Origin of the sequence: Shewanella marinintestina (assembly GCF_023283845.1) — a bacterium.
Taxonomy (GTDB): Bacteria; Pseudomonadota; Gammaproteobacteria; order Enterobacterales; family Shewanellaceae; genus Shewanella; species Shewanella marinintestina.
The window spans coordinates 74,395-94,420 of record NZ_JAKILC010000005.1 but is presented as its reverse complement, the minus strand read 5'-3'; the positions used below and the strand labels follow the sequence as shown (position 1 = coordinate 94,420).

Here is a 20,026-nt window from a genome sequence, read left to right as displayed (position 1 = left end):
TGAAATTGAGGTGGGGAACAAAAAAGGCACAAAAAGTGCCTTTTATAACGAGTTAATATTAATTCGGTATCATTTTCAATTTAACTCATTGCGCTACTAACCTTGGTTGAGTCTAGCTTGAACTCTGTCTACCGAATGCGCTTCAAGCCAATATTTTTTTAAGACCTCATTTTGTAAACCAACTTGGGTATCGGCCAAATTCCAGGCTCTTTTCCAAATGCCATCAGCAATCATATGAACCACAGCACTTTCTATTGCCTGTGCAACACATAAACTAACGGGTTCATTTGAGGTATAACCCACTTCAGATTCCAGTAGTTCTTGCGCATCGATAAATTTAAAAACACCTGCTGTTAGCTCTTTAGACAAAACTGACTTTGTCGTCGTCACACTGCTCAATAGACGACCCGTACGTATATCAACTGCTCTTAAATTGACAGTAATGCTATCAACACGAAATTGACTCGACGCCCCGATACCTAAGTAACGCGCCCCAGCTCCACCAGTACGAATATTTGTGTCATAAGCAACAATTCCTCCTTCCATTAGAATTTGAGCAGAATTAAGCTGAGTTAAACTCGCAGCATCGCCTTTTAGCCCTGCACGCACAATTTTACGTTCCGTAAGTAGATTCTGTAAGCCTTCACGTTCAACAGGTGTGAACCAACTTGAATCATTTAGCGCTTGCGCTAAAAATGCCGTACCACTTTGTGGAACTGCCGTGGAAAAGTTACTCGACGGAATAGGCTTATATTGGCCGGTTTGATCTCTAAAATCATAAACGGCCGCAACCATACTACCTTGGGGAGCAGGTAAGCCGATTAAATCGTAATATGTTTCACCTTTTGGCATTAAACTAGATGAGGCCTCTATCTGTTCTAGTTCACTGGTAGATGAGCAAGCAGATACAATAAATAATATTAACAATAGAATAAGCTTTTTCATTTTTAACCAGCTCCAGTGCCACTATCAACAATACCACCGACTTCAATAATGGTGGTTTCTCCGGTGACAACATCAGTAATATGTACTAACAAGGTGCCATCTTGATTGACGACTTGAATTTCAAAATCATCAGTCTTTAAATAACCTTCACCACCATTTGCTGCATCATTAAACAATTGACTCATCAAACGTGATTCTAAAGAACTGGCAAGACGATCTAGCGCAGTTGGCGGTACATAACTAGAACCACCTGTATGTTTATTTTGTGCTGAAGCATTAGACAAAAGGTATGATCCGTTTAAGTAACTACCACCAAAGTTGGGGTTAACTGGCGTATAAATCAACTGGGTCGCCTTAGCAGAACCAACCACTGCAATAAGTGCAGTAGCAGCCGCTATTTTCAGAGATATAGTCATAGACATTCCTTGTTAAAACTCATCAGGTGCTAGGTCGGGGTCCAAAAACTGTGCCCAACTTGCTTGTTTTTGATTTTGTGTCAGTTTTTGATTTACCCATTTGGCTGCAGCAAGTGCCTGTTCATCAATGTTACGACTCGCCGGTGATACGACAGTAATGTAAATAGGCTTCCTGTTATGCAAGATACTAATCTTACTGCCACTTCTTGCTGTCGCCTGCTCAACAATGGTTAAGCCTGAATGTTGTGCCATTCCGCCAATATCACGATAGTCAGCCACAAATTCTCGATAAAATCGGTGGCCAAACCGAGTCATTGCTCGATTCAAGATTAAGCCATCTATAAGATCTGTTTCAATTTTAGGCGGAATATCACTGGTGCTTTTTGCTTTTTTATCTTGATCGGCAAGTACCAGCTCCTCAGCTGCAATACAAGGTGCCAAAAGTAGTAAGCAAACCCACAAACGGATCATTGGGTAACTTCATGCAAGTTAGTCTGTGCCCACGCTATTGCTTGGCCTCTACTAGAGACTCCAATTTTTCTAAAGGCACGATATAGATGTGTTTTGATGGTGCTTTCACTAACAAAAAGCTTATTAGCAATATCGATGTTTGTGCTACCACTGCGTAAAACTTGCAATACTTCACGCTCACGAATAGTGAGGGTTTCAACCTCATCAGTAACCGCATCTTTATTAATATTAGATTCAATTAATGCTTGTGGGATCAGCACTTTGCCTTTAACAATTTCAGTCATTCCCTCACCAATGTCTTCTAAAGACGCATCAGAATAGAATACGCCTGCTGTTACAGAAGCTTGTAATAGGAATTTTGCATCGATTTGCTTTGGAAAATGTACAAATACAACCCGAGCGACGTTACTGCCTTTCTCAACTCGTTTTTGAATTTGATAGGCAGTTTGCACGTCGACAGTGGCTAAATCGATAAGTATGATCGTAATTCGGCTTTCTAATAAATCACCGTTGAATTGTTCTGGTGAGACCCGGTGTAATTTAACTAAAAACTCTTGCGGCCATCGGGTATTCAATAAGTCTGCAAATAAATGTGAGCGGGTGATTACGACCCAATGTGTAACTTTAAACATTAACTAACTCCGTGTTTGCTCTAATTCACCATCCATGTGGCCACCAGTGTAATACAATTTAACCATAAATTAACATCAAAACGATGAAGACTCTGTTTGCTGGCTAAGTAAAGCGAATTTTCTGGCGACTAGTTTGGCGCTTGCCCTTGAGTCACTTGGGTCGTTATGCCTTGTCCATACTGGACTACTGCGACCCCATTGCCACTGCCATTTTGGTAAATCGTGACACTATTTTCATTTCCAACCTGTAAGACTGAGGCCCAATTGTCGTTTCCCTGTTGATTGACATCTAAATTGAGATAAGCGCCTTGCTGGGAAGACACTAGGGTATTGTTGAAACCGCTTTGAAGAATGGTAGCCTCTATTTCAGCGCCATTTTGGTGGGCGACTAATCGATTACTCCCCCCCACTTGGTTTACATCGACATGAGTAGAAATACCAAATTGACTGACATAAGCTTGATTAGATACACCTTGCTGATTGATCGATGCTTGAAGGTTGTCGCCGTTTTGCGTTATTGAAGCCTTATTATCATAACCATTGAGTTCATCAAACTGACTTAGGTCTTGGGCAATTGCAGCCGTTGATAAAATTGCGGCAATAATAAATGCAAATAGAAGCAAACATAATTGCGCTACGGTTGAATTGAAAAAAGCATGAGTCCTATTGTTATTGTTCATTGCAAATCATCAACCTTTTTACTGACCAAAATTAATTAACGCGGTCATTATGTCGATAAAGTGCATTTTCATCATCAACCCAGAGTATTAAAGGTCATACAACAAACTAGCTATTCACCACAGCAAACCTAGACCTTTGTACTACATCTCTTTTTATTCTTCTCAGCTTAGTACTACAAGTTGAAAAACAACCTAATCCATTGGTTTAAATATAGATAATGATAAATTCAAGATAAACTCTATTTTAAATCAGCTTTAACATGTCATACCAAAGTCATGCTCTGTCAGTAGATGGTTTACAAGTTTGAAAGCCTATCTATCTTGGTTTGATACAATGATCTATCCTGAGTACGCTCTGTATATTTCATCGCAAGGGCAAGCGACTCTTCTGCTAACTGATATTCGCCAAGTATCACCTGAACCTTAGCTAAATCGTAATAAGCTCTATGGTAGTAATAAGTATTTTGTAGAAATTTATTGAGGTAAACCTTGGCACTCTTATAGTCTTGCTTTGACATAGCATCTAATGCTTGCAGGTACCATGTATATGGACTTTGATCTTCAAGTGCCAATAATTGTTGTTTAATTCTATCAGCTTGCTCTGCTCGTCCATCTAACTCTAGTAAAAAGTGATAATTACTCAGTAAAGTAATTTTATTTTCAGCTATTTCAAGTCCGTAGCGATATAACTTTTCTGCTGACTCTTCATCACCTAGCTTTCTAAGCACCACCGCTTGCATATTTATAGCTGGCTCATAGTAAGGTGCAATTTTTAAGCTTTTATTTAACAGCAAAAAAGCATAATTCAAATCACCGATAAAAATGGCATCAGCTGCTAGATTACGGTAGAACATTGCTAAGAATTCCTCCTGATTTATTAGCTTACCGCCTCGATCATATTTATCGGGAAAATAATCGATTTGAACTCGACTTCGCCCAAATAAAGCAACCGATTCGTCTTCTGAAGCTTCATATAGAAAGGTTCGAACATGATCAGAGGTCGCTGCAATTTCATCCGAAATATCAAGTAATACAGGCATGGTATGCATAACTTGAAACCTGAATTCCACATCCATTTCTTTAGCAATAGCGTAAGTTAACATTGCCAGAGCCATGCAATTTCCGCCATTATTTTCAAGCGATTCAGTCGCGGAATAATTTTCGCCTTGAAAATTAAAGTTCACCAATCGCTTTTTGAGATATGCATAAGCTTGTTTGTAGCGAGGTAAACTCGCGATATGTTCTTGCGCTACAAATTCATTTAGCGATTTAATTTGAGCCGCACTTAGCTGATAGAAATCCTCTGGCGCAGGTACCCCACCATCAAAAAGCTCTGCAGCATAATTTAACTGAGGTAATGTTGGGCGTGGCATTTGAGGTTTATCTGTTGCTTGACAGGCTTGCAGCAAGATCGAAAAAAACAATATCAACATTAATCGCATTAAACATTCCTTTGTATAGCTATTATCTAACCGAGCATTGAACTGATCTGTCTATTAACCTAAAAAACAGCTCACTACCGTGTAAACTCCCTAAATCGAGATAAGCAATCTAGTAGGCTGAAATCAAAAATTCTCACTACTGCACGTATGTTTAGTCAAGACTAAAACATACAACCCGAATATACAAAGTGAAAAACACTCACACTATTACAGACCAAACATAACAAATAGCAATATGATGCCCAATAATAACCCACTCATACTTTGCCAAAACACCAACGGCCTCCTTTGAAAAAATGATTGCTTGTCGGTAGGTTGGTACCATTGGCGTACAGGAGTATTCATTTCATAGAGCCATTCACTGATGTCGTTATGACGCGCATTAGGGTCAAAATGTAATGATTTTTTTAATGCGCTATCCATCCAAATAGGTACCAATGGATTTAATGTATAGCTAGGTGTATAACGCAGGCGCTTAAAATCTGTTTCTAACAAACACTCAGCTTGCTTCCCCCTAAAAGGCAATTGACTTGTCAGCATCTCAAACGCAATAACAGCTAATGAATATAAATCCGCTTGATGGGTCACGTTATAACGTAACAGCACTTCAGGAGCTGAATATTCTGCGGTACCAAGAACACTATTTCGTACTAACGGAGTTGAGATCTCAGCAATACCTTTTATGTAGCAAGCGCCAAAGTCGATGATCTTAACCTGTCCATCTGGGTCGATAAGTATGTTTTCTGGTTTCAGATCTTGGTGTAATGTCTCTTTGCGGTGAAAAGCTCGTAAACCAGCCTCTATTTGATTCAAAATAGCGAGTACGGCTTGTATGTCAGGCTTTGGGTTAAGCTGCATCCATCGCTGTAACGTTACTCCCTCTATATACTCAGTTAAATAGTACAGAGCAGACTTAGGTTGGCCTCTGTCTTTTATCGAGATAACTTGCGCACTATTGATCCGTTCACCCACCCAGCTTTCTAGTATAAAACGCTCGATATAAGCGGCATCATCTTGATAGTTAACTGATGGCGTTTTCATGCACCTCAGCTGACCCTGTTCATTATTAACAAGGTAAACTTGGCTACGCTGACTTTGGTACAAGGTTTTAAGCACTGTGTAACCATCCAGCTTCATACCTTTACTTAACGCAGGTGGAAACGGTAAATGAGTTAAACTTCTATACAAGTCATCGATTGATGCATCAGGCAATTGCGTTACACTAATGCACTGACAGCTAGCGTTATCCTTTGAACCTTGGATAATGGCATTGTTAACAAGCTGGTAGCTAATCACATCACAGTCGTTATCACAGTCGTTATCACTAACGTTATTGGAGGCCGATGAAAGCTGAGTATCTATAATCTTTACGATATCGTGATCAGCTAATACATCGTGCACGCCGTCAGTCATCAACAGATATATATCGTCAACTTGTAAAGATAAACAGCAGTAATCTACGTCAATGTTCAAGTCTAGCCCTAAGGCTCTTGCAAGGTACCTATCACTTTTCCCAACCAAACTAATATGATCGTTAGATAGCTTTTGTAAGCGGTCGTTTCGATATCGATAAATCCGAGAATCGCCTATATGTAGCATATGCAAATGATTCGACTTAAATACTAATGCACTAAACGTGCACACATAGCCCCGCCTTGCATCCCGATAATCTTGTCCTAATCCGTAAAGCCACCGGTTTAAGGCTGTTAGCACTTTAGCGCTTGCCTGTTTTACCGACCAAAGGTCTGGGGTTGAATAATAGTCAGCTAAAAAATTGCTCACACTTATTGCCGATGCGGCGCCGCCCTTTTCCGCTAAACTAACTCCGTCACTAATCGCAGCTACTGCGCCTTTTGTTGTAAGAACATGCCCTGTAGGGATCCGGATCCCGATAGCATCTTCATTTTCTGACTTTACGCCCTTATCTGAATATTGACCAACACAAAGCGATAAATTCGAATCAGGCATAAACGGCAGAGGTTGCGCCTTATTTATGCCAATGCTTGATTGGTTGTCGCCCGCTTTTTTCAACGCGAGCGACTCTCGAACAGGCCAGTTTTTTCCTGTAAAAGTGTGGTTTACCATTTGCTTAACTCACACTAATAAGTGTGACTTCACCGTTATCATTGACCTCCGCAATATGCCCTTTGGGCTCAGCCATAAAAAACAATGTAATAAAACCAAATACAGCACTAGCCGCTATGACATAGAAAAAAGTCTGTGTTGACACCATCGAGTAAACGGTTAAAAAAAACACCGCCCCCACATTGCCATACGCACCAGTCATGCCCGCTATTTGCCCTGTTAGTCGCCGTTTAATTAACGGCACAGCGGCAAACACTGCACCTTCACCACTTTGAACAAAGAAAGAGCAAAGCATGACCATCGCAATAGCAACAGGTAATCCCCAACTACTATCTATTTGTGCCACACCTAAGTAACCTAATGCTAATCCAGCAGTCAAAATCAGTAGTGTCGATTTCCGTCCAAAACGATCACTTAGCCAGCCCCCGCCGGGACGAGACATCAAATTCATAAACGCATAGGAAGATGCGACCATACCTGCTTGAGCCAAACCTAACTCGAACGTCTCTGCAAAATACAAAGGCAACATGGATACAACAGCTAACTCTGAGCCGAAAGTTGAAAAGTAAAGGACGTTAAGCACTGCAACTTGCTTAAATTCGTAACGTTCAAATTCGGGAACGCCGCCTTTAAATACAGCCTTATTTACATTAAATGTTTGTAGCAAATCGGCAGCTAAAATCGCAAATAAGAATAGATAAATCCCATTGACCATATTTGCAGATAGCATTGCAACACCTGCCGGTGATAGTTTCCAGGCGAGGAGCGCTAAGGTGGCATACATTGGTAATTTCATTACCACCAGCAACACAAAGTCTCCTTTACTTGTAACCTCAAGAGCTCCAGCCCTTTTAGGTTTAAAATAGGTTGAGCCTTTTGGCGTATCGGTGACATTAAAATAATAAACAAAGGCGAAAGCTAGACTCATTAATCCACTTAAACCAATAGCGTAACGCCAACCATTTTCGCCACCAAAAGCCAGTGCCACAGCGGGTAAGGTAAAGGCTGCAGCTGCTGAGCCAAAGTTTCCCCAACCACCATATATGCCTTCAGCTACACCTAGCTCTTTCGCTGGAAACCATTCACTTACCATACGGATACCAATCACAAAACCAGCGCCAATAAACCCAAGTAAAAAACGAGCCAATGCGAGTTGCTCAAACGTGGTGCCTAAAGCAAACATAAAGCAAGGAATGGAACATAAACCCAATAGCAAAGAATAGACTCGTCTTGGACCATAACGGTCAGTGACCATGCCAATAATGACGCGTGCAGGAATGGTTAATGCCACATTTAAAATCAATAAGGTTTTGATCTGCGCAATAGTTAAGCCAATGCTTTCTGCAATCACACTCATTAGTGGCGCCGCGTTAAACCACACAACAAATGTGATAAAAAATGCCATCCAGCTTAAGTGCATCACTTTCATCTTGCCACTAAAGCTAAAGAGGCTGAAATTTTGGTTAGTCATATTATGCCTCCTTACTAAAAGCTGATTTAGTCTCTGTTGGTCGTCTACCTTGCACTATTTTAGGCTTATTTTTTCGAACCATTACCTTACCTTGGTACTTTTTGACCTCAAAGCAACTAACGTTAAGCTCTGAATTTTCAAAGCATTTCCCGCTTTGCAAATGATAGTGCTGTTTATGGAGCGGAGATGACACGTAAAGCTCATTATTGAGCTCACATAATAGGCCTCTTGAAAGTACACTTACGCCCGTAGCTGGATCAATATTATCAACTGCGAATATGCCTTTATCACCGAGATTAAACAAGGCAATGGCTCTCCCACAAAACCAAGCTGCCACACCTCGATTCGTTGGTAATACTTTTTCTTCACATAATGTTACCCAACTCATAGACTTGTCTCCTGTTCGTCTAAAATAGTGACGGCAATATTCCCTGCCCCTTTATTTGCTTGAGTGATTTCAGAAAATCGCTGTACTTGCGATTGGATTGGAAATTTCTGCTGGCGCAGATATTGGTAGGGGTTTTGACTTGGTGCAGGCGCATCTTTAGGGTTGACAAACTCATCGAAACGACTGAGAAAATGTTTATCATTTAAACTAGTCTGCCACTCACACTGGTAACTCGCCACCACTTTTTGCATCTGCGCTTCAAGCTCCGCAGCGAGTCCAAGTTCATCACTAATAATCACAGATTGCAGATATTCGAGGCCACCAGCTAATGATTCCATCCACACAGAGGTGCGTTGTAATCTGCCTGCTGTTTTCGAGTAGAACATCAAGATCCTATCGATATAACTGACCAACTGCTCTGTCGATAAGTCAGTCGCAAACAAGTCACCATGTCGTGGGCGCATGCCACCATTACCACAAACATAAAGATTCCAGCCATTTTCTGATGCAATCACACCAATATCTTTGCTTTGGGCTTCGGCACATTCACGCGTACAGCCTGATACGGCCATTTTAACTTTGTGGGGGGCCCGCAGGCCCTTATAACGATTCTCTAATGCGATGGCCAAGCTAACCGAGTCTTGTACGCCGTAACGGCACCAAGTATCACCAACACAGGACTTTACCGTGCGTAACGACTTACCATAGGCATGACCCGTTTCAAACCCAGCAGCGATCAGTTGTTGCCATATTCGTGGTAGCTCTGATAATTGCGCCCCAAACATATCAATTCTTTGGCCACCAGTGATTTTGGTGTAAAGGTTATATTTTTTGGCAATTTCACCTATCGCAATCAATTTATCAGGGGTAATTTCACCACCAGCAATACGTGGCACAACCGAGTAACTGCCATCTTTTTGCAAATTACCTAAGTAAGCATCGTTAGTATCTTGAAGTGCCACATGTTGCTCTGAAAGCACATAGTCGTTTTCTAGTGTGGCAAAAATCGACGCCGCTAATGGCTTACAGATCTCACAGCCAAGCGCTAAGCTTGACGCACCAGATTTAGCGTGTTGCTGATAAAGAGTGTTGAAATCTTTAATGCTTTCAACTTGGCACAGATGAAACAAGGCTTGTCTATCATATTCAAAGTGGCGACACACGCCTTGCTCTGTTTCTATCCCTTGCTCAACTAGCGCATCATCAATAATTTGCTCAACCACTGCAGCGCAGCCACCACAACCTGAAGCGGCTTTAGTACAGCTTTTAATATCACTTAGAGTATGATTCCCCGCTAACACTTGCTCACAGATCTCTGATTTAGTTACCTGATGGCACGAACAAACGATAGCGTTATCTTTTAATAGAATTGGAGCAGAATTATCTGCAGTTAACAGGCTGACCGCGGGTAGTTCTAAAGGCTCTGCGGCCAAATATAAACTCAGTAAGTGGCTATACTCATCAACATTACCAATCAGTACCGCTCCTCTTAGGTATAAGCCAGTTTCATCAAGCCATAACTTTTTATAAATACCTGCTTGTTGGTCTATCAATTCAACATATTGAGCATTCTCAAAGCCACGGCTTTCGCCTATCGAAGCCACATCTACGCCAAGAAGTTTAAGTTTGGTGCTCATATCTGCGCCATAAAATTGGCTTGGTTGATTGTGTAAATAATCAGCTGTGATTTGCGATGCAACGACATTTGCCATTTGGTAACCAGGCGCTACTAATCCAAATATTTTTTGTTGCCATAATGCGCACTCTCCAATTGCAAAAATATCCTCATTAGAAGTAAGGCACTGATCATCAATGATAATCCCTCCTCTATCTCCTACATTGATATTGGCCTTTCTTGCCAAGTTATCTTGAGGGCGGATCCCCGCAGAAAACACCAACATGTCAGCTTCTAGGAAACTTCCGTCACTAAAAGTCATTCGATGCCGAGCCTCTTCGCCATCAACAATCTCCGTAGTGGCTTTATTGAGATGAACCTGCACTCCCAGTGCTTCAATTTTTTCCTTGAGCAACTCACCACCTTCTTTATTCAGCTGAACAGACATCAGCTGTGGCGCAAACTCAACAACATGCGTATCGATACCGAGTGATAGCAGCGCGTTGGCGGCCTCTAGACCTAATAATCCCCCACCTACAACAACACCTGAGCGTGCGCGATTAGCTGCCCGTTCAATGGCTTTTAAATCATCAATCGTTCGGTAGACTAAACAGTCGGCTCTATCATTGCCTTGTATCGGTGGAACAAACGGATATGAACCTGTAGCGAGCACCAACTTGTCGTAACTAAAATCAGCATCTTGAGTAAAAACCTGCTTATTAACCACATCAATTTCTATGACCTCTTGGCCCAAATGTAGTGTCACACCATTGGCTTGATATTCAACCTGACTTGCCAACATCAAATTATCAGCGTTACCTACCTCAAAATATTTAGACAATTGCACTCTGTCATAGGCTGCAATCTGTTCTTGCCCTAACACTTGAATATCTAAATATTGACTCATATTTTGACGGCACAGTTGCTCGACAAAATAATGGCCTACCATGCCGTTCCCAACCACCAGCAGTTTTTGTTTTGTTTGTTCCATTTAGCGCCCCCGTATTCCAGAGTTTTAGAGTTACTGACTTTTAGAAAAACAAAAAGGCGCCACTTCCCTAAAGAAGATGGCGCCTTTGCCCGATATCCATTAAATTTTGATTACCGCTTTTTATAACAAGCTATTTTTAAATCGCATTATAATCACTAACTCAGTGTCACTCAGTTCGTACTGACTAAACTAATTTTACTAAGCTCGTGTCACTCTATCTTTCGCAAAGCTTATGCCAGCTTAAACACCCGTATTAAAAATTATGCAACTAACTGTTTTAAATGAGTTAAGATGTTTATTATCTTGTCGTATTTTTTCTACTTTACTCACTGACTCACTTTACTTGCACTTATTTGGTTCATTGTAGAACATCGACAGTGCAAGGCTATTTACACAACGCTTTTGCCACAGCAATAAGGCTTGTTCCCTGCTGCATAGCATATTGCTGCAATTGTTGATGTGCTTGCTGTTCATTAAGCCCAACTGATTGCAACTTACTTTTCGCTTGATAAATAATTTGCTCAGTAGCTAATTTCTGCTCAAGATGCTCAATTTTAGATAATGTGTGATTAGCCGCTTTAAAACGCAGTAACGCCAGATCTATCACAGCATTAATACGGCTCACGCATAATGTTTGCGGCGTATACGTTATGCGCCCACATTCCAGTAAACAAGTTAATTGGTTTTCGCTAATCTTCTCACTACAAACAATCAAGCTCACAGGGGAGAATTCCATTAAGCGAGCAATAAACGCTAAATGACTCTCAGTGATTTTTTTAAGGTTTAACAGCAACAGATCGGACTGTGCTTCAAAATGAATACGTTCACATTCTAATAAACTCGTTACTGGCACTAGTTGATGGCCTGCATGACTTAACTCGCTCACATAGCATTCGCCGCGATACCTTGACTTAATTTGTTGCGATTCCGTAAAGCTAATAATGCGCATTTGCAGGCTCCTCTTGCTTATTACGACTCGTTAGCTTTTGGTATTGCTTGGTTTCAGAGCGATTTATACTGTCAGAACTGTCTGTCTGCTCAAGGCTGTTTACTTGCTCAGGGCTATCTATCAGATCAGGGCTGTCTATCCGTTCAGGGTTATTTACTTGCTCAGGGCTATCTATCAGATCAGGGCTGTCTATCCGCTCAGGGTTATTTACTTGCTCAAGGCTGCAAATATCTCGAATTAAATAGGCAAAGATTTGATCAGTTAAATGCTCGGCCTGGCTACGTGCATCATTTAAGACAAGTGATGGATTTTTTAGTAAGTTAAGTGCGGTTAGCGTACTTTCAATGGCAGCCTTTGCACGTATGCGCTCGTTTATATCAATAGCACTTTCGATCATTGAATCAAGACCATCTACTTTTGCAGGCAAGTCCCGTGTATTGCTTCCAACCAACGCTGTTAACCAGTTTGCGCACAAGTGTTTAGCAAGTAACTTGTCGCCTTGCAGCATATCTAGCCTTGTCGGTATATTGATGCTTAACACCTGATTAGCGTCATTAACGCCAAAAGATTGAGAATCTATATCCTGCCACGGACTAATAAACAGCTTAGTACTGCACCTTGGGTTAATTTCAGCTTCGCCTTGATAACCTTTAAAAATCAACACTCTTGATGCTGGCACATGCTGCGCCAAAAGTTGCGCAACCTTAATGTGTTGCGATGCTAAACCACTGTGAAAATAGCTGCGTATGCCTAATTGAGCATTAGCGGGGTTCAAACAACGTATCGCCGTTTGATAAAGGCTTCTTAGTCCCAATTGTTGATGAAGCTCTCTAAAGTTATCGGCAAACACGGTGAGCTTGTCTGCATTGACATAACAAAGCCCATCGCGGTCTAATATAACTTGAGCCTCAGCAGCTGAGTTGACCTCCGCTATGCCTAAAGCTTGAATGACATCGCCCACATGATGACGATGACGCAATATACGATTATCACCATGGATAAGTATTCGCTCACCTTGCTTTGCCAAAGCTTTGGCACAGAAGAGCATATACGGTAACTGATCGCGTTTACCTGCGTAACAGGGCCAATCAAGGGTAATATTTAACGATTGCCACAGGGGGTCAACGCTTTGCTTTAGCGCGAGTGTTACCCCTGCGATCTCTTCGGCAGTTTCACCACGAACTCGCATTAACATAAGCGCCGCACTTAATTGAGCGGTCGTACCAACGCCAAGTTTACATCCATGTATAAGCTGAAAACTTTCATTAACGGTTAAGCTTCGTGAGCCTTTTTTTCCGCGTCCCAGCGCCTTAATAAGTTTTATATAACCGGCCTTATCAATATGATTATCGAGTTTGCTGCTACCTATATGTCCCATTAGTAACTTGCTTGTAGATGCTGCACTTAGGTTTGCTTTATCCATATAGACTCTCATTAGCTGCAATAGATTGTGAACAAAACGCCAGGCAATGCTCAAGCTCTGCACCAATAGTGACCACTTCTCCCACTATGATGAGTGTCGGCCCAGCTTGCTTGAGGCTTAGTGCATCTTGCGCCATTTGATCAACACGACTGAACTTTATTGTCTGTGATTGCCTTGCACCATTGGTAATAAAAGCAACAGGTAAACTGCCTACTGCGCCAGCTAACATTAATCCCGTTGCAATTTCTAATGCCTTCTCTTTACCCATATAGAACACTAAGGTGCTATTAGCTGAAAGTAAGCCTTGCCATTCATCTATAACAGCTTGCTCTCTTTTGTTATCGCAGATTCTGCCAGTGACAAAGGTGACGCTTCTGGCCACTTTTCTATGGGTCAGTGGGATGCCACTACTTGCTGCGCAGCCCAAAGCCGCCGTGACACCCGCGATGAACTCGCTCTTAACACCCCGTTTAGCTAGAAATAGTGCTTCTTCACCTCCGCGGCCAAAAACATTTGGGTCGCCGCCTTTGAGTCGTACCACTTTTACCCCTGAGATAGCCAAATGATAAAGTCTTTGGTTAATCTCATCTTGAGTACGACTTTTTTGTGCAAAACGCTTACCCATGTAGATAAGACGGCAATGAGTAGCTGCCAATTGTAAAATCTCCGCACATACCAAATTGTCATAAACAATGGCATCCGCTTCAGTTATCATCTTTGCCGCTTTTAAAGTGAGTAACTCAATGTCACCACAGCCTGCTCCTACAATTTTTACAGTCTGATGTTGGTTATTTATGACTTTATTTTGCTCAGTGCTCTTAAGGCACTGTAAAGCAAATTGCTTTAGTTGCTGAGTTCTTGTCTCTGTGTTTATCTTTTCATCGCTAACTCGCTTGAGCGAGCAAAACTCGTCAGTGTTCAGCTGCCCACTACGTTGAGAAGTTGTCAATTTTTGATCCCTAAACTCCTCGACCGTCTCAGGATTAATAAATTTCATATTGCTCAGAGGCTTAAATAGCATCTGCTTGATAAATTCTATTCCCTGCATCATGCCACCTCCTGTGTCGCCAGATCTTCGGCCGTTAGCAACGCTCTCGCCAGCTCAGTGACTTGATTAAGGCAACTGCCACAAGCAGCGCTACAGCCCAGTGCTTGCTTAGCATCATTTACCAATTGAGTTACTCCAAGTTGCTCACTGCCAAGACTTTGTATTGTCTCAAGCATATTGGCGGAGATCGCAGCTTCGGTTACGCCGTTGCAAGCACAAATTAACGGACTCCCTCCCGCTCGAATAAGCCTATATAGCTTTCTAAGCCAATCATTATCAACGCACTGATTAAGCAGAGCTTGTACTGCATTAACATCTACTTTGACTTCTCTGCTATCACTAATGCATAGACCAATGACAGAGCCTTGCTTGAGAAAACAGGTAATTGTGTAACCTGAAAACTGCCACTCCAATGTTTGCGCAGGGATATTTGAAAAGCCAACCACATCGCTAAATGCTTTACTAACAAGCTCAGCCTTTGCCGCCGCAAAATGATGACAAACGCCATCATTAATGGTTTGCTTTACACACCAAATATGCTGTCTGACATCCACAACAGACGTCCCCCAGATGATCCCTTGAACCACGACGGGATAAGCCTCAATTTGCACCCGTTGGTGCTTAAACCCTGGTTGCAAAGACCAAGGATCTACATGACTTTCCAGTAGCTGATTGACACCCGCACTGTTACTAAATTGAGTTGACCAATGCATCGAACAGAAAGCTGAACCCGGTAAAATAGCCTCATCAGCAACCGTTCTTGCTAACATGTTTTCATTTGAATTAAGCCCGGTAAGTTTGACGAGATCTCCAGAAGCAATCTGCAATTGCTCCAAGGTAAAAGGGTTAAGCAAAACCGTAGGTTGATAATCACTTGCCGATAGGCTGGCAATATGACCCGTTCGCGTCATGGTGTGCCACTGATCTCGCGATCTGCCAGAGTTAAGCCATATTCCATTTGGCGCAGACTTTTTATCCACTTCTTGTGCTAACAAAGGAGTCGCGATGAAGTTGGCAAGACCATTGGTCGTTGAGAAGCGACCATCTTGATATAAGCGTTCTTGAGATAAATATTGAGACGATTGCAGTGTTTTTTGTTCTAGGAGATTATTTGGCAGATCTTCAGCCTTATCTTTAACTAACGCCTTAGTTTGCAAGCTATTAAATTGCTCGCACCTTTTGGCAATAGGCCACTGGATCGGCTCAAGCTCGTCGTACTCCTGCTCGCTAATATTGCTTAGACCAGCTAAGGTATATTGCTGATTGGGAAAGTGACTAACCACTTTGTCGGTAAGCATCGCGTGCTCGGTAAAAATTTGATGACTATTGGAAAAATTGAAGCCTTGTTTGAATCCAAGCGCTTTCGCCACTTCACAAATGGCCCACCAGTCTGCTTTTGATTCTCCTTGTGGTGTAACAAAACGACGCTGACGACTAATGGTACGTTCACTATTGGTCACCGTTCCAGACTTTTCTGACCAACCTTGGGCAGGCAAAAGTAAGTCTGCGTATTTAGCTGTATCGGTGTCAGCAGTAATATCTGACATCACCACAAACTCACAGCGCTTAAGTCCTCGTTTAACTAAAGCCCTATCGGGCATTGACACTAATGGATTAGTACCCATTATCCATATGGCCTTGATTTCCCCCGACGCCATCTGGCTGAAAATTTCTGTCGCGGTGAGCCCTTTGCTTTTTACTACTGACTCTGATTGCCAAAACTCACTTAGCAGACTTCGCTCTTGCAAGGTAAATCCCATATGAGCTGCAAGCTGAGTTGCCATGCCTCCGACTTCACGTCCGCCCATTGCATTTGGCTGACCAGTTAATGAAAAGGGTCCACAGCCTGGTTGACCTATATCCCCCATTGCCAAGTGACAATTAATAATGGCATTACTGGTGTCAGTGCCGATGAGTGATTGATTTACACCTTGACCACTGGCTGTAACAACTTTATTTGTGACTGGAACGATGGGATCAGTTGCAGTATAGAGCTGATAAAAGTTGCTAATATCCTCAACCGACAATCCTGTTTTAACAGCAACTTTCTCAAGAGAATCACATGCACTTACAGCGTAAATTGCTTCTAAAAACCCTCTGGTACTGCTTTGAATGTAATCAAGGTTTTGCCGCTTCGAGTGACTAATTGCGCTTAATAATCCATTGAATAAAGCGAGATCGGATCCCGGTAGTAATTGCAGATGCAGATCTGCATAAGACGCCGTAGCTGTTTTACGTGGATCGACAACCACCAACTTGGTTCCCTTTTGTTCTCTTGCTGCAAGAATGCGTTTAAACAATACCGGGTGTGTCCAAGCGGTATTGGCACCAACAAGTACAACGACATCGGCCAATTCAAAATCTTGATAACAGCCAGGAACAACATCTTCACCAAAAGCGCGAGTATGCGCCGTTACCGCTGAAGACATGCACAAGCGTGAATTGGTATCGATATTGGCGCAGCCTAAAAAACCTTTAGCCAATTTATTTGCTACGTAATAATCTTCTGTAAGCAGTTGGCCCGATAAATAAAATGCCACCGAATTACTGCCATGCTCTGCAATAATGCTGTTAAATTTCGATGCAACTTTATCAATCGCCTCATCCCAGCCAATCGTTTTGCTGGCATTGGCTTGTACTGTTTCAGTGTTTGCCTTGTCATGGCCTCTAGAGCTCAGCCTTTGGTTCAACCTAGGATAAAGCAGTTTATTAGGGACCTTTACCCCTTCAAGCAAACTCATGCCTTTGAGGCATAACTCACCAACATTGGCAGGATGGGTTACGTCACCACATAGCTCGATATGCTTGTGATTGCTCTCGTTAGCCTGCGGTAAACTAGCCTTTTGAATAAGCTTATCCGCTTTAACAATCGAAGCTTTTTGCATAATTTCGTCAGATGTCCCGCGGTGGATCTCTATCCCGCAGCCGACACCACAGTAAGCACAAGTGGTTCTACAGCTTGGCATTTGCTCGCTCCTCCATGAAAGTCTTATAAGAGATAAAGCAAATACCAAGCCAAAATTTAAACAACTGTTTTAATAGTAAAAATTTGCTGCTGAAGGGTGACTGATAAGAATACAAACTAAATAACGCCCAAAAAAAGTGCATTTATATGCACTAAAGGCGCACACAGCTTGTATTTTTTTAGGCGGGAGTTCGTATTCTAATCACAAATACAGGCGGGATAAGGTGAATTTTAGTACAAATAGCCGGAGTAAATACGCGATTTCACGCCGTAATATCGCGTTTCACTACTCTTCGATGGTTGGTAAATAAGCTAAAAACATCAAAAATGGCGAGATATAGAGCAGCATAATTGCTCAACACTAACACGCAAAATAGTGGTAATCACTTAAATTTTTTCAAAAACTTGAGCGCCTAACGACTTGATATAATATGCAAATTTTAGCCACAAAAAAGCCAGCTATTTAGCTGGCTCAATTTAGAATTCTGAATTAATTCAAAATTACTTAAGTACTGACTCTGCTGTACGGCCGTCATCGTGACAGCTGTCACAAGTTGGCTTGTCACCCACGTTCATTTCATGTGGCGCGTGACAATCTGCACACATTAGCATGCCATCATGTGGTTGGTGAACTGCGTCCATTTCTGCCAATGTACCGTGGCAAGCTTGGCACTGCTCAAACTCATATTCGCCGTCTGCAGATGGAGAACCGTCAGCGTGACACGCTTCACAACCGTCCATTTCTGCATGCATTTCTGCAAGTTCTTGACCTTCAGCGAAAGCTGATGGAGATAGTGCTAGCGCAGCGAAAGCCGCACCAAAGATTACGCTTAGTAGTTTATTGCTCACAATTGTATCCTCATTAGATGTTCACATAGTGAAAACTTATATGTCAGGTTGTTTTCATCTTGCGATCATTATTTTTTTAGCACGACTTAGATTAATTTAGCTAAGCATTATCTAATTCGCAACTAATTTAGCTGAAAGATCATATCATTGTGGATTTTCGCAAAACGTGCGCTCAATCAAATTAACTCTTGGAATTTGCTCGTTTTCACCATTTATCGCTTTGATTTTGAGCAATAAAAAAGCGGTTTGAGCTTTATAAGCTCAAACCGCTTTGTTTAGTAAAACGTTATATTAGCTAGCGCGTAATGCTGCGATACGCTTTTCTAATGGTGGATGACTCATCATCAATTCCGCCATAGACTTTTTACCATTGATACCAAGTGCAGACATAGATGCTGGCATTGCACCAGTTTCTGGACCTTGACGTAATCTATCAAGTGCAGCAATCATCTTCTCTTTACCTGCAAGTTTTGCTGCGCCTTCATCCGCTCTGTATTCACGAATACGTGAGAAATAAGCAACGATGATTGAAGCCAAAATACCAAATAACATATCAAGAACGAAAACCACTGCCATATAGGCAAACATGCCTAGGCCTTCACCTTCTTCATCATTACTTGCAACGAAGTTATTGATGATGCCTGCAACGACGCGAGCAGCGAAAATGACAAATGTGTTCACTACGCCTTGAATTAGCGTCAATGTCACCATGTCGCCGTTGGCAACGTGGCTGACTTCGTGGGCTAGAACCGCTTCAATCTCGTCTTGGTTCATGCCATATAGCAAACCACTACTCACTGCCACTAAAGAGTTATTCTTGCTTGGGCCTGTCGCAAATGCGTTTAGCTCTGGTGACTGATAAATTGCCACTTCAGGCATTTTAATACCAGCTTGCTCAGCTTGACGGGCAACCGTTTCAACTAACCAACGTTCAGTATTATCACGTGGTGTTGTGATCACTTCACAACCCATAGTCTTTTTAGCCATCCACTTAGAGATTGCTAAACTGATAAATGCGCCACCAAAACCAAAGATCGCAGCGAATACCAGTAAACCACCCATAGTAGAGGTGTTAACACCTAAAATAGACATCACAATTGATGCCACTAATAAGATCGCCATGTTGGTGGCAATCAGTAAAAATATACGCTTCATTTAAGCTCCTGTAGGATACAAAGTACCTGATATACACTCTTAAAAGACATAATATGTCCGGCAAACGAGATTTCAAGGGGAGACGGCAAAAATTTTGCCTTGTCGCTTCAATTTATGGCTTATTGCTTCAATAATAGACGACTCGAATCCACTTTATATCAAGTGACGCCAAGTCTAGGTCGGTTTCATTAACCCAAGATTAATTTAATTGCCTAACAGGGGTAATTGTAAAAGACGTGAGATTAATCTTTTTTAACAAAAAGATAAGCCTAATTAACCACCATAGAAAAACGGCATAACTAGGCTTTGCTGAACTAGATTAATAGGGATAGCTCGAACGAAGATTTATACCAATCAGTACAAGAATTTGATCTACTCAGAGTGTTTTTGGCAAACTAATTCAAGGCGAATAATTGAAAGAATGGTCGCTCCCTTTTGAAGTTATTCAACGTAGAAGTAGGCAGCCAAAAACGCTCCAGAATGGCGAGTTTTAGCGGCTTT

The 20,026-nt window shown here is 41.9% G+C and carries 16 protein-coding genes; all 16 read right to left on the bottom strand.

Annotated features, from left to right (window positions below; genetic code table 11):
* Nucleotides 1-96: 96 nt before the first annotated feature.
* The 16 genes from L2747_RS07135 to htpX all read right to left on the bottom strand — a co-directional run bounded on the left by L2747_RS07135 (nt 97) and on the right by htpX (nt 19,525).
* The gene (locus L2747_RS07135) at nt 97-945 is read right to left on the bottom strand and encodes a CsgG/HfaB family protein (protein ID WP_248998386.1); all 849 of its coding nucleotides are present in this window, start codon (nt 943-945) and stop codon (nt 97-99) included.
* Nucleotides 946-947: 2 nt separating this feature from the next.
* Nucleotides 948-1,361 (bottom strand): curli assembly protein CsgF, encoded by a 414-nt coding sequence (locus L2747_RS07130; protein ID WP_248998385.1) that lies wholly within the window; start codon nt 1,359-1,361, stop codon nt 948-950.
* 12 nt (nt 1,362-1,373) lie between these two features.
* Nucleotides 1,374-1,832, bottom strand: a complete 459-nt coding sequence (locus tag L2747_RS07125) for a curli production assembly/transport protein CsgE (RefSeq protein WP_248998384.1) — start codon at nt 1,830-1,832, stop codon at nt 1,374-1,376.
* Entirely contained in the window at nt 1,829-2,464 is a 636-nt protein-coding gene (locus L2747_RS07120) for a LuxR C-terminal-related transcriptional regulator (protein WP_248998383.1), read from the bottom strand. The genes L2747_RS07125 and L2747_RS07120 overlap by 4 nt, the downstream gene beginning before the upstream one ends.
* 128 nt (nt 2,465-2,592) lie before the next feature.
* On the bottom strand, nt 2,593-3,144 hold the full coding sequence (locus L2747_RS07115; protein WP_248998382.1) for a curlin: 552 nt from the start codon (nt 3,142-3,144) through the stop codon (nt 2,593-2,595).
* A 296-nt stretch (nt 3,145-3,440) separates the two neighbouring features.
* A complete protein-coding gene (locus L2747_RS07110) occupies nt 3,441-4,586 on the bottom strand; it encodes a tetratricopeptide repeat protein (protein ID WP_248998381.1) in 1,146 nt (381 codons plus the stop codon).
* 207 nt (nt 4,587-4,793) lie between these two features.
* Entirely contained in the window at nt 4,794-6,671 is a 1,878-nt protein-coding gene (locus L2747_RS07105) for a bifunctional protein-serine/threonine kinase/phosphatase (protein WP_248998380.1), read from the bottom strand.
* A gap of 4 nt (nt 6,672-6,675) precedes the next feature.
* Complete coding sequence (locus tag L2747_RS07100; RefSeq protein ID WP_248998379.1) at nt 6,676-8,142, bottom strand: NarK family nitrate/nitrite MFS transporter; 1,467 nt, start codon at nt 8,140-8,142, stop codon at nt 6,676-6,678.
* 1 nt (nt 8,143) lies between these two features.
* Nucleotides 8,144-8,530: a nitrite reductase small subunit NirD gene (gene nirD, locus L2747_RS07095; protein WP_248998378.1), complete on the bottom strand. Its 387-nt coding sequence runs from the start codon at nt 8,528-8,530 to the stop codon at nt 8,144-8,146.
* Nucleotides 8,527-11,136, bottom strand: coding sequence for a nitrite reductase large subunit NirB (gene nirB, locus L2747_RS07090; protein WP_248998377.1), 2,610 nt, complete (start codon nt 11,134-11,136; stop codon nt 8,527-8,529). Before nirB ends, nirD begins: the two co-directional genes overlap by 4 nt.
* A 385-nt stretch (nt 11,137-11,521) precedes the next feature.
* A complete protein-coding gene (locus L2747_RS07085) occupies nt 11,522-12,085 on the bottom strand; it encodes an ANTAR domain-containing protein (RefSeq protein WP_248998376.1) in 564 nt (187 codons plus the stop codon).
* Nucleotides 12,072-13,508, bottom strand: a complete 1,437-nt coding sequence (locus L2747_RS07080) for a glycosyl transferase (protein ID WP_248998375.1) — start codon at nt 13,506-13,508, stop codon at nt 12,072-12,074. The genes L2747_RS07085 and L2747_RS07080 overlap by 14 nt, the downstream gene beginning before the upstream one ends.
* The gene (cobA, locus tag L2747_RS07075) at nt 13,501-14,457 is read right to left on the bottom strand and encodes a uroporphyrinogen-III C-methyltransferase (RefSeq protein WP_248998374.1); all 957 of its coding nucleotides are present in this window, start codon (nt 14,455-14,457) and stop codon (nt 13,501-13,503) included. The genes L2747_RS07080 and cobA overlap by 8 nt, the downstream gene beginning before the upstream one ends.
* Nucleotides 14,458-14,555: 98 nt before the next feature.
* The gene (locus L2747_RS07070) at nt 14,556-17,522 is read right to left on the bottom strand and encodes a nitrate reductase (protein ID WP_248998373.1); all 2,967 of its coding nucleotides are present in this window, start codon (nt 17,520-17,522) and stop codon (nt 14,556-14,558) included.
* 500 nt (nt 17,523-18,022) lie between these two features.
* Nucleotides 18,023-18,370, bottom strand: coding sequence for a tetraheme c-type cytochrome CctA (gene cctA / locus L2747_RS07065; protein WP_220781994.1), 348 nt, complete (start codon nt 18,368-18,370; stop codon nt 18,023-18,025).
* A 291-nt stretch (nt 18,371-18,661) separates the two neighbouring features.
* Nucleotides 18,662-19,525: a protease HtpX gene (gene htpX / locus L2747_RS07060; protein WP_220781993.1), complete on the bottom strand. Its 864-nt coding sequence runs from the start codon at nt 19,523-19,525 to the stop codon at nt 18,662-18,664.
* Nucleotides 19,526-20,026: the final 501 nt, after the last annotated feature.